The 14,285-nt window shown below is 63.2% G+C and carries 12 protein-coding genes and 3 tRNA genes; 3 read left to right on the plus strand and 12 right to left on the minus strand.

Annotation, left to right across the window (positions count from 1 at the left end):
* The 7 genes from VKF82_01700 to VKF82_01730 form a co-directional block, all read right to left on the minus strand.
* On the minus strand, positions 1–630 hold a 630-nt coding region (locus tag VKF82_01700; protein ID HME80770.1), incomplete at its 3' end, for a hypothetical protein.
* A gap of 52 nt (positions 631–682) precedes the next feature.
* Positions 683–1,747, minus strand: a complete 1,065-nt coding sequence (locus tag VKF82_01705; GenBank protein HME80771.1) for a hypothetical protein — start codon at positions 1,745–1,747, stop codon at positions 683–685.
* Positions 1,748–1,878: 131 nt separating this feature from the next.
* A complete protein-coding gene (locus tag VKF82_01710; protein ID HME80772.1) occupies positions 1,879–4,293 on the minus strand; it encodes a LuxR C-terminal-related transcriptional regulator in 2,415 nt (804 codons plus the stop codon).
* A gap of 462 nt (positions 4,294–4,755) precedes the next feature.
* Positions 4,756–6,018 carry an ATP-dependent Clp protease ATP-binding subunit ClpX gene (gene clpX, locus VKF82_01715; protein ID HME80773.1) on the minus strand — a complete coding sequence of 421 codons (1,263 nt, stop codon included), beginning with the start codon at positions 6,016–6,018 and terminating at the stop codon, positions 4,756–4,758.
* 30 nt (positions 6,019–6,048) lie between these two features.
* Positions 6,049–6,672 carry an ATP-dependent Clp protease proteolytic subunit gene (locus tag VKF82_01720; GenBank protein ID HME80774.1) on the minus strand — a complete coding sequence of 208 codons (624 nt, stop codon included), beginning with the start codon at positions 6,670–6,672 and terminating at the stop codon, positions 6,049–6,051.
* A 25-nt stretch (positions 6,673–6,697) separates the two neighbouring features.
* Positions 6,698–8,023: a trigger factor gene (gene tig / locus VKF82_01725; protein HME80775.1), complete on the minus strand. Its 1,326-nt coding sequence runs from the start codon at positions 8,021–8,023 to the stop codon at positions 6,698–6,700.
* Positions 8,024–8,038: 15 nt separating this feature from the next.
* Positions 8,039–8,113 (minus strand) — tRNA-Gly (locus tag VKF82_01730).
* A gap of 100 nt (positions 8,114–8,213) precedes the next feature.
* On the opposite strand from VKF82_01730, the gene VKF82_01735 reads away from it, so the two are divergent.
* Positions 8,214–8,348: a hypothetical protein gene (locus tag VKF82_01735; GenBank protein HME80776.1), complete on the plus strand. Its 135-nt coding sequence runs from the start codon at positions 8,214–8,216 to the stop codon at positions 8,346–8,348.
* Positions 8,349–8,443: 95 nt separating this feature from the next.
* Here VKF82_01735 and acs read toward each other — a convergent pair whose 3' ends face one another.
* Complete coding sequence (gene acs / locus VKF82_01740; protein HME80777.1) at positions 8,444–10,420, minus strand: acetate--CoA ligase; 1,977 nt, start codon at positions 10,418–10,420, stop codon at positions 8,444–8,446.
* 227 nt (positions 10,421–10,647) lie between these two features.
* Here acs and VKF82_01745 point away from each other — a divergent pair, with 227 nt between their 5' ends.
* Entirely contained in the window at positions 10,648–11,184 is a 537-nt protein-coding gene (locus tag VKF82_01745) for an acetate uptake transporter (protein HME80778.1), read from the plus strand.
* A 68-nt stretch (positions 11,185–11,252) separates the two neighbouring features.
* Here the strand turns inward: VKF82_01745 and VKF82_01750 are convergent.
* Positions 11,253–11,337, minus strand: a tRNA-Leu gene (locus tag VKF82_01750).
* A gap of 84 nt (positions 11,338–11,421) precedes the next feature.
* Between VKF82_01750 and VKF82_01755 the strand changes: the two genes are divergently transcribed.
* Positions 11,422–12,006 carry a hypothetical protein gene (locus VKF82_01755; protein ID HME80779.1) on the plus strand — a complete coding sequence of 195 codons (585 nt, stop codon included), beginning with the start codon at positions 11,422–11,424 and terminating at the stop codon, positions 12,004–12,006.
* On the opposite strand, the gene VKF82_01760 is transcribed toward VKF82_01755, so the two are convergent.
* The 3 genes from VKF82_01760 to VKF82_01770 form a co-directional block, all read right to left on the minus strand.
* Positions 11,999–13,387, minus strand: coding sequence for an MATE family efflux transporter (locus tag VKF82_01760; GenBank protein HME80780.1), 1,389 nt, complete (start codon positions 13,385–13,387; stop codon positions 11,999–12,001). The two genes, VKF82_01755 and VKF82_01760, sit on opposite strands and share 8 nt — an antisense overlap.
* A 9-nt stretch (positions 13,388–13,396) precedes the next feature.
* On the minus strand, positions 13,397–13,864 hold the full coding sequence (locus VKF82_01765; GenBank protein ID HME80781.1) for a BON domain-containing protein: 468 nt from the start codon (positions 13,862–13,864) through the stop codon (positions 13,397–13,399).
* A gap of 49 nt (positions 13,865–13,913) precedes the next feature.
* A tRNA-Lys gene (locus tag VKF82_01770) sits at positions 13,914–13,986 on the minus strand.
* Between the last annotated feature and the right edge of the window lie 299 nt (positions 13,987–14,285).

Here is a 14,285-nt window from a genome sequence, read left to right on the forward strand (position 1 = left end):
GACCTCCTCGGTGAACCACATGTTGCCATCAGGACCTGCGATGATGAAGCCGGCTTGCGCATTTGCTGTCGGTATCGGATACGTCGCGATCAACGCCCCTGATGTGGACATGACGCCGATGATGTTCGCGCCAGAATGCTCAAACCACATGTTGCCGTCGGGACCGGGGGCGATCGACTGAAGATTCCCGTTCGTGTTGTCGTACGGTGGGAGCGAGAAGTCGGTGATCGTGCCGTTGACCGTGACGCGCCGGATAATGTTCAGGTTGTAGTCCGTGACCCATAGATTCCCATCAGGCCCATTCGCGATCAGCGCCGGTCCCGCGCCGGCGTCGGTCACCTGGAACTCAGTGACGGTGCCGTTCTCAGTCACGCGAGCGATCTTCGAGGCGTCGTATTCGCACACCCAGACGTTCTGGTCGGGGCCCGTCACGATTCCGCCGATGTATGCGCTACTTCCAAACGGGACCTCGCCTGGAAGCGGGTAGATCGCGAGCGGCGCAATCGTCGGGCATGGGCACTGGAGCGGCGTCTTGAAGAGCACCTTATTGAGCGCAGCCGAGTGCCCGCATGCAGCGAGCGCGGACGCAGCGAAAAGCGCCGCGAGTATGATGAGCGGCGGCTTATGCATAATGCACGACGATTTCATGGTCTGGCCTTTCGATTCAAGCCTTGTCGGCGCATCACAGTTCGACTACCCGATCGCCTACCTGATCCGTGAACCATGGGCTGCCGTCAGGTCCGATGGTCATGCCGGTCAGTATCGCGTCGGGGAACGACCACAGATCGGTGATGTTGCCGGATAGGTCCATCTTACCGACCTGGGCGGTCCACGGTGACCCGAGTTGATTGTGCTCGAACCAAAGCGACCCGTCAGGAGCCGATACGATGCGGACCAGTGTCTCATTCGCCGGGTTCACCGGCTGCGGGAATTCGGTTATGACGCCGCTTGGCGTGATTCGTGCGACCTTCGCGTTGAAGCGTTCTGTGAACCAAACGTTGCCATCTGCACCGACCGTCGCGCCGCCGATGGCGGACCATGGCTCGTCGCATGTCGGTGTCGGGATCGGAAACTCAGTGATGGTGCCTGACATGGTGATTCTACCGATGTTGTAGACACAGTTCGTCGGCGTACCGCTCTCCATAAACCACATGTTCCCATCGGAGCCCTTAACGATGAAGCCGACGCCGCTGTTCGCGGTCGGAATTGAATAGCTCGCGAGCAGGTTGCCGGACGTGGACATAACCCCTACGACGTTCGCGCCATAGGAAGTGAACCACATGTTCCCGTCGGGTCCGATCGCGATGTCTGACAAATTCGGCGGCGCGGTGGCGAGCGGGGGCGGCAGTGGGAACTCGCTGATAACCCCGGCAGGCGTTATGCGATGGATGATGTTAAAGTTGTAGTCGACAACCCAGAGGTTGCCGTCAGGCCCTGGGCGGATGATGCCCGGGTAGGCGCCGGCTGTCGGAATGGAAAATTCTGTGATGGTGCCGCTGGGTGTCACGCGTGCGACCAGGTTATCATCGCCCTCGGTGACCCAGATATTGCCATCAGGCCCGGTGGCGATGCCCCCGAGATACGAGTTCGGCGAAGGCAGGTTGTATGAGGCGAGCGGAGCGATCGTCGGGCACGGGCACTGCAGCGGGGTCTTGAAGAGCACTTTGTTGAGCGCGCTTGAATGCTCGCAAGCGCCCAATACTGACGCCGCCATGAAAATCGCGATGATGAACCAAAGTTTACGCACAGCACATCCTTAATTCGCCGCGCTTACGCGGAAACGAAAGTGGGACAAACCGTTCCAAGACGATTCTAGCGCATCCGAGTGGGGCTGCGAAATCCGCAGAAATACGCAGTGTGGGCTGCCCGTGTCCCGGGCTAGGTGCTCAAAGCCTCTTCCAAGACCCGGTCCTCAGACCACGTCGCGCCCTCCCCGGTTAGGGCGCCTATTTCCGCATAGCTAAGCTTGCCGGACAACGCGGCGGCGAGCTTGTCATAGCACCACTTCTCGGTCGTCTCTCGAGCCATCTCGAGCTCGTCAAACCGCGCGTTCACGTACCCAAGGATCAGCGCCGCCGCGCGCCCGTCGCCGCCCGACGCACGCAATAGGGCGAGATGCTGCAGCGCGACCGCGGTGTTACAGGCGTTTTGCTCCAGCTGCGCCCAACGCAACGCCTCGCGCGCTGATTCGCGTGCTTCGTCCAAGTGGCCGAGTGCTAGATGATAGGCCGCACAATTGTTGAGGTCAATCGCCAAGTCGTTCGCCTCACGTCCGCGTGAGGTGATGAGCAGCGACTCGTTCACAAATCTGAGCGCTTGCTCTGCGTGGCCGTCCGCGAACTCGAGGACGGCGAGGTTGCCGAGCGCATTGGCGGTCGCCAATTCGTCGCCCAGCGCCCGGTAGGCCGCAAGCGCCTGCGTGTATACTCTTCTGCCGGCGGCGTAGTCGCCCTGAGTGTAGGCGGACACACCCTGCAACCCGAGGCATGATGCGACGCCGACCCTGTCGCCTTGCTCGCGAAGCGCAGCCACCGCGCGGGCGATCACGTCGTTTGCCTCGTCTAATCGCCCCATCTGCATCAAGCTGTACGCGAGCGTGCGCAACGCGTAAGCCGCGCCGCGGGCGTCTTTGGCCGATTCGGAAAGTGCGAGCGCGCGCTCGGCGCAATCTCTCATCGGCTGAGCCATGGAGAACCTGGCTCGCGCGCGCCACAGGCGGGCTGCGACCGCGGGGTTCTCTTGCTCGTCGACTCGGTCGATCGCTAATTCGAGCCAGCGGCGCGCCTCTACGGAGAGGCCGGCCAGCGCCCACAAACGCTCTAGATTGCCGGCGAGAACGCCGCCGAGCAGAATGTCGTTGCCTTCGGCGAGCGCCCACTCGAGCGCCGCGCGATAGTTCCCAAGATCCAGCTCCATGCCTTGGAGCCACCCTGCGGACGAACCGGTCCCGTAGCGCTCGTCGGCCGAGCGAGCCTGGTCGCGGAAGAACTCGGCATGGCGGCGGGCAAGCGCGTCGCGCTCACCGGTTCGCGTGAGCCTCTCCAAAGCATAGGCCCGCGTTGATTCGAGCAGGCGATAACGTTCCTCTGACTCTTCTGTCTGTGCGACGACGAGCGACTTGTCGACCAACGCGATCAGCAGATCCACGATCTCCGTAGCGCTGACCCCTTCTCCCGCGCATGCCGCCTCCGACGCCTCCAGACGGAAGCTTCCGGCGAAGATGCCCAGACGCTCGAACAGCCGCTGTTCTTGGCGCGAGAGCAGCTCGTAGCTCCAGTCCATGAGAGCGGTCAGCGTCTTGTGACGAGGCAGTGCCGTGCGGCTGCCTGCGGTGAGAACTTTGAAACGATCGTCCAGGCTGCGCGCCAAGCCATGCACGCCGACCACGTTGACCCTGGTCGCGGCCAGCTCGATCGCCAACGGAATGCCGTCGACGCGGCGGCAGATGTCAGCCACGACTGGCGCGTTGTCGTTGGTCAGCGTAAAGCGTGTATCCGAACCGATCGCCCGATCGACGAATAGCGCCACCGCCCCATAACGCATGGCGCGATCGGCGCGCAATCCCGCGCTCGTCTCCGGGAGGGCAAGGGAACGAACGCGATGCACGACCTCCCCAATAATACCGAGAGGCTGCCGCGATGTCACCAAGATGCGGATGTTTGGGCAGCTGTGCAGGATTTCGTCGGCCAGCTCGGCCGCTGCAGCTAGGACGTGCTCGCAGTTGTCGAAGATGAGCAGCGCGTGTTTGCGCTTGAGCGAACCGACGATGGACTCCGGGAGCGGGCGCCCTTGCTGTTCGCGCACGCCAAGCGCCTTTGCGACCACGCTCGGGACGAGCCCTTGATCGGCGATGGGCGAGAAGTCGCAGAACCAGACGCCGTTGGGATAAAGGCCGATGAGGTCGACCCCGATGCGCTGCGCGAGACGGGTCTTGCCGACGCCGCCAGAGCCGCAGAGGCTGAGCAACCGGCTGCCTTCGAGCAGGATCTTCACGTCGATAAGGTCTTGCTCGCGGCCCAACAGCATGGTGAGCTGGAACGGCAGATTGTTCGGCCGGTTCTCGAGCGAGTGGCCTTGCGCGTTCGCCGGGGCTCCGCCGAGCAGGCCCGCGCGCCCGGCCTCGACGACCGCGCGCGTCCGCGAGGAAACATCGAGCTTGCCAAGCACGTGATTGATGTGGGTCTCGACCGTTCGCCGGCCCAGCGAAAGGCGGCGAGCTATCTCTTTGTTGGATAGCCCGAAGGCCATGAGTTCGAGCACTTCTTGCTCGCGCTTGGTCAGGCCGGCGGCCACGCCCTTTGGCGTTCGACCGTCGGCGGCGTCGGGCGCATCAACGGACAGACGCGAAGCTATAGCCTCGGCCGCGCTACGATCCGGCTTTGCCCTTGGCATAGGTCACACTCGCCCTACGAAACCCGTAGGCACGCGTATTCCACTAGAGCGAGTGCGAGCCCCGCCTTTGAACTTGCACCAGGGTCCTGGCGCGCGCAACGAAAGACGCCCCGCTTCAGCGCGGGGCGTCGTCTGTTTTGCGGCTAGAATCTAGCGCTTTGGGCCGAGTGGTGTATGTAGTTGCAGCGTGTGAAGCATCACCGCTCCGAAAGCCATCAATAACCAGGCAGTGAGGAGGTTGTGCATGGCATGTGTCCTTTCCGCGCGGTTGCGCGCGCGGATATGCTATCACGCTCGCTGTCCAGACGTAAAGCACCTGCGCCCAGACCGGCGAGGCAAACTGACGTGCGAGCGTGGAGCGTGTTAGGCGGGGACGTCTTTTTGCTGCGCGCCGGGGATGAGCACCGGCTGCTGCAGCCCGTCGATCACTTCTTTGCTGATGATGCACTTCTTGATGTTGGTGAGCGACGGCAGGTCGTACATGATGTCGAGCATGACTTCTTCGAGGATCGAACGCAGGCCCCGCGCGCCGGTCTTGCGCGTCTGCGCACGGGTAGCGATGGCGGCGAGCGCCTCTTTGGTGAGCGTGAGCTCGATGCCGTCCATCGCGAAGATCTTCTGATATTGGCGCACCAGCGCGTTGCGCGGCTCGGTGAGGATGCGGCGCAGCGCCAGTTCGTCGAGCGCGTCGAGCGTCACGACGATCGGCAGGCGGCCGATGAATTCCGGGATGAGACCGTAACGCAGTAGATCTTCGGGCAGCAGCGATTGGAGCAGGCGGCTGGTCTTCTTCTCGCCTTTGGGTTCGGGCATGGCGCGGAAGCCCAAACTTTGGCTGGCGACGCGGCCTTCGATGATGCGCTCGAGGCCGTCGAACGCGCCACCGCAGATGAACAGCACGTTGGTGGTATCGATCTGGATGAACTCTTGGTGCGGATGCTTGCGTCCGCCTTGGGGCGGCACGTTGGCGGTCGTGCCCTCGAGGATCTTGAGCAGCGCCTGCTGCACGCCTTCGCCCGATACGTCGCGCGTGATCGACGGGTTCTCGCTCTTGCGCGCGATCTTGTCGATCTCGTCGATGTAGACGATGCCCTTCTCGGCGCGCTTGACGTCGTAGTCGGCGGCCTGGATGAGCTTGAGCAAGATGTTTTCGACGTCTTCGCCGACGTAGCCGGCCTCGGTGAGCGATGTCGCGTCCGCCATGGCGAGCGGCACGTCCAATATCTTGGCGAGGGTCTGCGCGAGATAGGTCTTGCCCGAACCGGTGGGCCCGATCAGCAGGATGTTGCTCTTGTGCAGTTCGACGTCGTCGCCGGTGCCGGTCGAGGAGTTTATCCTCTTATAGTGGTTATAGACGGCGACGGCCAAGCTCTTCTTGGCGCGATCCTGGCCGATGACGTACTGATTGAGGATGTGGTTGATCTCTTTGGGTTTGGGGATATTGCGGAGCCGCAGGCTCTCGTCGACGTTCTTGTAGAGCTCTTCCTCGATGATCTCATTGCAGAGCTCGATGCACTCGTCGCAGATGTACACGCCGGGGCCGGCGATGAGCTTGCGCACCTGCTCCTGCGACTTGCCGCAGAAGCTGCATTTGAGCTGCCCTTTCTCGTCCCCGAACCTAAACATCCATCCCCTTCTACGGACTCAGGCCTGCATTCAGGCAGCCGATGGTTTCGGCGCGCTGGCCGCCCTGCTCTCACGGCTGATGACCGAGTCGACGATGCCGTAGGTGACGGCCTCCTCGGCCGTCATGATGTAGTCCCGCTCCAGGTCGCGTTCGACTCGTTCCAGGGTTTGTCCCGTTGTCTCCACATAGATATCGGCCAACACGCGCCTGCTCTTAATGAGGTCGCGCGCGTGGATCTCGAGGTCCGTGGCTTGGCCGCCCATCTGCGAAACCCACGGCTGGTGGATGACGACCTTCGAATAAGGCAGGGCGAAGCGCTTGCCCTTGGTGCCCCCGGTCAGCAACACGGAGGCAGCGCTGGCCGCCATGCCGGCGCAGAACGTGGCCACGTCGGGCTTGATCAGGCGCATCGTGTCGTAGATCGCCAGCCCCGCGGTGAGGCTGCCGCCCGGCGAGTTGATGTACATCTCGATGTCTTTGTCCGCGTCTTCGCGCTCCAAGAACAGCAGCTGCGCGATCACCAAGTTGGCGATGTTGTCATCGATCCCGCCGGTGACGAAGACGATGCGGTCTTTGAGCAGCCGCGAGAAGATATCGAAGGCGCGCTCACCTCGCGCCGTCTGCTCGACCACCATCGGCACCATATATCCCATCAGATTTCCTCTTCCATATGCCGGCCTACGCGACCGTCGGCGGCGGGGCTTCTGCAGGCGGGGCTTCGACGACCTTCGCCTTTTCGACTAGGAACGCCATAGTCTTGTTACGCCGTATCGTGCTGGCCAAGCGGTTGACGTTGTCCGACGAGCGCAGCGCCTCGATCATGGCTTGGCCGGACGGACCAGCGTTTCCGAGCAGCGCGATCTCGCGCTCCATATCCTGGCCGCTGACCTTGATCTTCTCGACTTTGGCGATCTCTTCGATGAGAAGGCCGGCCTTGACGCGCCACTGCGCATCCGGGCGCACCGCCGCGCGCAGCTCCGCTTCTGTCTGTTTGCGCCCTTGCAGGTAATCGTCCCATGACATCCCGCTGCGCCCGACCTGCTCGCGGATCTCGCCCACGATCGCATCGGTCTCGCGCTCGACGAGCACCTCGGGGAGCGGGAAATCGTGCGAGGCCGTCAGCATGCGCAGCAGTTCGTTTTCCATCGCGTCTCGCGCGCGGGCTTGAGCCATGCGCTCCATGCGCCGGCGCACTTCGTTGCGCAGCGCGTCGAGCGTCTCTAGATCGGAGACCGACTTGGCGAATTCGTCGTCGAGCGCGGGCAGCACCGGCTGCTTGACGTCGTGGATGAGCACGTCAAACACTGCAGTTTTGCCGGCCAGAGCCTCCGGGCGGTATCCCTCGGGAAATGTCGCGGTCACCGTGCGGCGCTCTTCCGGTTTGGCGCCGTAGAGCTGTTCGGCAAAACCGGGGATGAAGCGATCGGGTGAGATCTCGGTGGTATGCCCGGTCGCGGAGCCGCCTTCGAACAGCTCGCCGTCGACCCGTCCGGCATAGTCGAGCGTGACGACATCGCCGGACTGAATGCCACGTGCGGTCACCGGTTCGAGCGCCGCCGCGCGGCGGCGCAGCGACTCGATGCTTTCATCGACCTCGCGCTCGTCCACTTGCGTCGAGGGCGATTTCACTTCGAGGCCCGTGTACGGCCCGAGCACGATCTGGGGCCTCACAGCGACGGTGGCGGTGATCTTCAACGCGCGGCCTTCTTGCGTCCGCTCGAGGTCGATCTTCGGATGCTCGACAGGGTTGAGGTCGTGCTCGGCGAGCGCTTTGGCGTAGAGGTCGGGGACGACGGCTTCGATCGCTTCGTGGTCGATGTGTTCGGCGCCGACGTGCTGCTCGATGATCTTCTTCGGGATGTGGCCGGGGCGGAAACCCGGGATGCGCAGCCGCTCGGAAAGACGTTTGAGGGCCCGCTGGCGCGCCTGGTCAAGGTCGCCGGCGGGGACTTCGATGTCGAGTTGCACCTGGGTCGGGTCGAGCTGGCGAAGGGTGGTGGTCAATGGCCGCTTTCATCATGGAGCGGAAGACGAGATTCGAACTCGCGACCCTCGCCTTGGCAAGGCGATGCTCTACCACTGAGCTACTTCCGCGCGCGAGCGCATTTAATTAACCGATGGCCCCGATTTCCCTTGCAGGAGTAGCTGCTCCATCCGCATGGATTCAGGGCCATGTGCGAGAAACGGCGGCGATATGCTGCATGATGCGGGTCTCGTCGCTGCGTGTCTGCTCGTCGGCGGTGCGCTGTACCTGACGATCTTTTTCTGGGTCACCGTGCAGCGCGTGAAGGAGCTTGGTCCTCCCAAGCCTCCGCCGGAGCAGCACTAGCGCGCATCCACGCATCGCACGTCTGACAAAAGGGCGGCCTCTTTTCAAAGGTCCGCCCTTTGTTTCACGCCGGCCGCGCCGTGCCGGATCCGGCGCTATTCTTCCTTTGTAGAGTTGCGCGCCATCTCGGCGATGTTCTTGACCACCGTCGCGTCGGCGAGCGTCGTCGTGTCGCCGAGCGGCCGCTCTTCCATCACGTCGCGCAGCAGACGGCGCATGATCTTGCCCGAGCGCGTCTTGGGAAGGTCGGGTGTGAACGTGATGAATTTCGGCTTGGCAAACGCGCCGATCTTGCTCGCTACGTGCTTGCGCAACTCGTCGGCCTCTTCAGGCGAGCCGACGCCGCCGCCCTTGAGAGTGACGAACGCGGCGATCGCTTCGCCGGTGATGTCATCTTTCTTGGACACCACCGCGGCTTCAGCGACCTTGGGATGATCGACGAAGGCGCTCTCGACTTCGGTCGTGGAGATGCGGTGGCCTGAGACGTTCATGACATCGTCGACGCGCCCGAGCAGCCAGTAGTAGCCGTCTTCGTCGCGCTTACAGCCATCTGCGGCGAAGTAGTGGCCTTGTTTTTCGAAACGGCTCCAATAGGTCTGTAAGTAGCGATCGTGCGCGTTCCATAGAGTGCGCAGCATCGCCGGCCACGGTTTGGTGATCACGATGTAGCCGCCGCCGCCCAACGGCACCGACTTGCCTTCGTTGTCGACGACGTCGGCGAAGACGCCCGGATAAGGGAACGTCGCCGAGCCGGGCTTGGTGGGCGTGACGCCGGGGAGCGGCGTCACGAGGATCATGCCGGTCTCGGTCTGCCACCAGGTGTCGACGACCGGGCAGCGGCCGCCGCCGATGAATTCGTAATACCAGACCCACGCTTCGGGATTGATCGGCTCGCCGACGCTGCCGAGCAGGCGCAGACTGGAGAGATCGTGTTTTTCCGGATATTCCGGGCCCCATTTCATGAACGTGCGGATCGCGGTGGGGGCGGTGTAGAGGATAGTGATCTTATACTTCTCGATGAGCGCCCAGAAGCGGTCCTTGTCCGGGAAGTCGGGAGTGCCTTCATAGATGACGCTCGTCGTGCGGTTGGCCAGCGGCCCGTAGACGATATAGGAGTGGCCCGTGACCCAGCCGATGTCGGCCGTGCACCAGAAGATATCTTTGTCTTCTTTTATGTCGAAGATGTACTTGTGCGTCGAGGTGATGCCGGTCAGGTAGCCGCCGGTCGTGTGGACGATGCCCTTGGGCTTGGCGGTCGTGCCGCTCGAGTAGAGGATGTAGAGCACGTCCTCGGCGGCCATCTTCTCGGGCTCGCACTGGTCGCTTTGCTTGGCGATCAGGTCGTGGTACCAGATGTCGCGGCCTTCCTTCCACTCGACTTTGTCGCCGACGCGCTTCAGGACGATCGAGTGCCTGACGCTGGGAGTGTCTTTGATCGCGTCGTCGGCGATCTGCTTGAGCTGGATCTTGCCGCCTCGGCGCCAGCCTTGGTCTTGGGTGATGATCGCGACGCTCTCTTGGTCGACGATGCGATCGCGCAAGCTGTCGGCCGAGAAGCCGCCGAAGACGACGGAGTGGATCGCGCCGATGCGCGAGCATGCGAGCAGGGCGACGGGCAGCTCGGGCACCATGCCCATGTAGATCGCGACGCGATCGCCCTTTTTGACGCCGAGCGATTTGAGGCCGTTCGCTAAGCGGCACGTCTCTTTGAGCAGGTCTTCGAACGTCAGGATGCGGGCGTCGCCGGGTTCGCCTTCCCAGAAGAAGGCCGTTTGCTTGCCGTGGCCGCTCTTGACGTGACGATCGAGGCAGTTGTAACTGACGTTGAGCGTGCCCCCGTCGAACCAGCGGGCGACCTTCGTCTTTTCATCCCACTGCAGCACTTTGTTCCATTTGGTAAACCAATCAAGGCGCTCGGCTTGCGATGCCCAGAAGGCCTCGTAGTCTTTGGAGGCCTTGTCGTAGACGACCGGATCGTTCCAGTTCGCCTGCTTCTTGAAGGCCTCGGTGGGTGGGAACGCGCGGTGCTCTGCGAACAGCGCTTCAATGGCTTGCGCCTTGACTTCGGGCATCGGGGCCTCCAATTGCTCATCGGAGCCGGCGTGTGCACGGCCCTGGGGGGACAGGTGGAGTTTGCCGTGGCGCCGGGGTCTCCTTCGCCCGTATCGCACCCGAGAGGTGGCCGTTGCGGAAAGGCTCAATTGGTCGGCACGGACAGCGGTCGTTTGTCGTGTTGCACGACAAGCGGCGTGTGCTGTTTTGATCTCATAAGTGCTGTTGGAAAATTGGAGGTTGATCGATGGCTAGTTCAACCGAGCCGGTTGTGGCCAATCCGGGTCCGCTAGGTCTGGCGGGGTTCGCGCTCACGACGCTGTTGTTGTCGGCGGCCAACGCCGGCCTGACGGTCGGCGATATCTGGCTGCCCTATGCGCTCTTCTACGGCGGCCTAGCGCAATTCGCGGCCGGCATGTGGGAGTTCAAGGCGAAGAACACCTTCGGCGCGACGGCGTTCTCGACGTACGGCGCGTTCTGGATGGGCCTCGGGTTCTACGTGTGGTTCTGGGCCGGCAAGGCGACCAACGTCCATGCCGATCTTGGCTGGATGCTGCTCGGCTTCTCGATCTTCACGTTGATCATGATGCTCAACTCGTTCAAGATCAACAACGCGGCCGTGATGTACGTCTTCGTGGCGCTGTTCATCACATTCGTGTTGCTGACGCTCGGCGAGTTCACGGGCATCGCGATGCTGCACACGCTCGGCGGCTGGGTCGGGATCATCACCGCTCTGCTGGCGTGGTACGCCGCGTACAAGGGCGTGGCTGCAAGCGTAGCCTAGCCTTCGGTTCTCACGGTCCGATAGCGACGGCGGCCGGTTCTCCGGTCGCCGTCGCTGTGTCGCAGGGTTGGTGGGCGAGACAGGACTCGAACCTGCACGGGTCGCCCCACCGGAACCTAAATCCGGCGCGTCTGCCAGTTCCGCCACTCGCCCAGCCGGTTTAAGGACTTCGCGGGCGGGCGCGCCAATGCTTTCGGCCGCCGCTCGATCCGGCGTCTTTCACCGGAGGGTCAGCCTGTGTCGTACGAGGTCGTCAATAGCATCGCCGCGGTCGGCACGTTTGTCGTCATCGGCGCAACCGCGATCGCCGCGCTCGTCCAGCTGCGCCATCTGCGCGCCAGCAATCAGCTGCAGGGGCTGCTGACGGTGCTCGCACGAGTCGAGACCGCCAACTTCAACAATTGGACCGACGGCGCGCGGCGCGTGTTGGCCGAGCGCATGCCCGACCCGGCGTTCCGGCAGTCGGTGGTGGATGGCACCTATGAGATGGGCGACAATCCGTGGCTCAATCTCGCGAACTCCTATGAATGGGTCGGCAGCTTGGTCAGGCAGCGCCTGATCGAAGAGGAAGCGTTCATGGACGTGTATTCGAGCCGCGTGATCGCGGCGTGGAAGCTCGTCGAGCCGGTCACCGCGTTGCGCCGCCGGCACGGCGACACGAGCTTGTGGGAGAATTTCGAGTATCTGTACATCCGCGCGCAGGGGTGGGAGAAACGGCATCCGCAGGGTTCGTATCCTGAGGATGTGCCGCGGGCGCCGATCCACGACGCATGGCTTGCGGTGGATAGCGGCCCCGGAACTTCCACCGGCGGCGCTAGATGAGCCGTTTGTGGCGGCTGCGTTTCCAAACGAAGAAGTAATAGATGGTTTGGCCGGCGAGCGAGGTCATGAAGGCCGCCGGGTAGCCGATCCAGATCCCGTCGATGCCGATGCGATGCGACAAGAAGTACGCGACCGGCACCTCCACGCCCCAGATGGCGGCGATGCTGATGGCGGTCGGCACGATCACGGTGCCGCTGGCGCGCATGATGCCAGAGAGAATGGCGGCATTGCCGAAGAGCAGGTAGCTCCAGAGCGTGATGGCCAGCAGCCGCACGGCGACTTCGAGGGTCGCCTGATCGGTGAGGAACCAGCCGACGATCTCGCGCTTGAAGATGTAGCACAGGGTGATCAGCGTGCCGCCGATGATGTAGTTCAGCCCGACGCCGGAGCGGACGACCTTGGCGAGCAGATCATCGCGGTTGGCGCCGATGGCCTGCGCGCCGAAGATCGAGGCGGTGATGCCGATGCTGATCGCGGGGAATTGCACGTAGCTGACGATCTGGTTGACGGCGCCGTATGCGGCGGTGGCGTGCGAGCCGAAGCGGTTGACGAAAGAGATGACGGCGAGCTCGGCGAGTGAGACCATGATGACTTGGATGCCGGTGGGGACGCCGATGCGCACGATCTGGACGAAGATGGGCCAGTTGATCTTCAAATCGTGGACGGTCTCGGCGTCGAGCGCCAGCGGATGACGGATCGCGCGCAGGTAGATCAGCAGGCCGATGAGGCCCAGCGTATTGGCGACAAGCCCGGCCCAGGCGGCGCTGACGACGCCCAGATGGGGCAGACCGAACCAGCCGAGGATGAGAGCGGGCGTGATCAGCACGCTTAAGATCGTCGTCAGGAGCAAGGCGACGAACGGCGTTGTCGAGTCGCCGGTGCCGCGCATGAACGAGATGTAGGCGAAGTATACGAACAACAACGGCAGCATCGCGAAGATCACGTGGGCGTATGCGATCGCGTCGGCGAGAATGTTGGATGGCGTGCCGAGCAGCTGGAGCATTTCTTTGGCGAAGATGATGCCGACGGCGGCGCTGATGCAGCCGAGCAGGAAGGTGGCGGTGATGCTCGTGCCTGCGACCAGTTTGAGTTTGTGGTCGTCCTTGGATCCGTACGCTTGGCCTATGAGGACGGTGCTGCCGCTGCTGAAGCCGATGAGGAACCCGATGAGCAGGAAGAGGATGGGGAACAGGGTCGAGACCGCGGCGAGGCCGTCAACGCCGATGAGGCGGCCGATGAAGACCGCGTTGACGGTGCCCGATGCCGATTGCAAGATGTTGCTGAGGACAAGCGGCACGAGGAACAGAGCCATGACCTGCCACAGCGGGCGCGTTTCGTCGAAGATGCCGCGCGCCGGCGCGGTCGATCCGGCAGGGCGCACGCGCGCCGGTCAGTCCGCCGGGCTCGGGCGTTGGATGCGCAGGTGGTTGCGGATCGCGCCTTCGGGGAACGCCATGCGGGCGAGCAGGTCGGCGGTCTGCCACTCCTGGTCGTCTTCGACGGCGCCTTGCAGCAGGATGATGTTGGCGATCGCGTCGACCGAGATGGCGCGCTTGCGCAGGTTCGGGTGCCGCGCGAGTGCTCGGCGGATGCGCGTGATCGGCGAGCCGGAGGCGGCGACGGTCTCGCCTACTCGATCGATCACGTATTGCGTGAGGTCCGCGATCTTGGTGGCGGTGATCCCGACGGCGAGGCCGATGCGCTCGCGGTCGTGCGTGAGGACGTAGGTCAGCCTGCGCACGCCGCGCTGGATGCGGCGCACGAATTCGTTGCGGTTCTCGGCCGGCGCGAGGGCGATGCCGGTCGCTGCGCCGAGGACGGCCGCGGCGGCGATGCCGCCGGTAAATCGATCGTTCAAGGGGATCCTGTGGTGGCGGGCATCGCGGGCCCGCCCGGCTTGGGGCGTATGCGTCGTGAGGGACTTGAACCCACAACCAACAGATTAAGAGTCTGCTGCTCTACCAATTGAGCTAACGACGCGTATTGGGATGAACCCTTGTAGTATAAGCCTCGGCGCGTGGGGTTCTGTTTGTACTCCGTTCGATTTGGCCTCCGTGGTCACGTAATGGTCACGGACGCCCCCAAAACCACCACGAAGCGACCGATTCTCAGGCACCTTTGGACGCGCCTGCTAGAGCATGCTGGAGGGCACGTGCGGCCGTATCTTCCGTCGAGGGAATTTGGTGCCCGTACACGCGCAAATCCGAATTCGGGCCGGCCTGGGGGGCCGATGGGGTTATCTCGGCCACGTCATCCAGGTTGCGGCGAGCACTGACAAT

The sequence above is a fragment of the Candidatus Eremiobacteraceae bacterium genome, from assembly GCA_035314825.1.
Lineage (GTDB): Bacteria > Vulcanimicrobiota > Vulcanimicrobiia > Eremiobacterales > Eremiobacteraceae > JAFAHD01.

Excerpts from the sequence above, each read along its gene's own strand:
- clpX (HME80773.1), bottom strand. The coding sequence starts at position 6,018 with ATGTTTAGGTTCGGGGACGAGAAAGGGCAGCTCAAATGCAGCTTCTGC.
- VKF82_01720 (HME80774.1), bottom strand. The coding sequence starts at position 6,672 with ATGGGATATATGGTGCCGATGGTGGTCGAGCAGACGGCGCGAGGTGAG.
- VKF82_01735 (HME80776.1), top strand. The coding sequence starts at position 8,214 with ATGCTGCATGATGCGGGTCTCGTCGCTGCGTGTCTGCTCGTCGGCGGT.
- acs (HME80777.1), bottom strand. The coding sequence starts at position 10,420 with ATGCCCGAAGTCAAGGCGCAAGCCATTGAAGCGCTGTTCGCAGAGCAC.
- VKF82_01745 (HME80778.1), top strand. The coding sequence starts at position 10,648 with ATGGCTAGTTCAACCGAGCCGGTTGTGGCCAATCCGGGTCCGCTAGGT.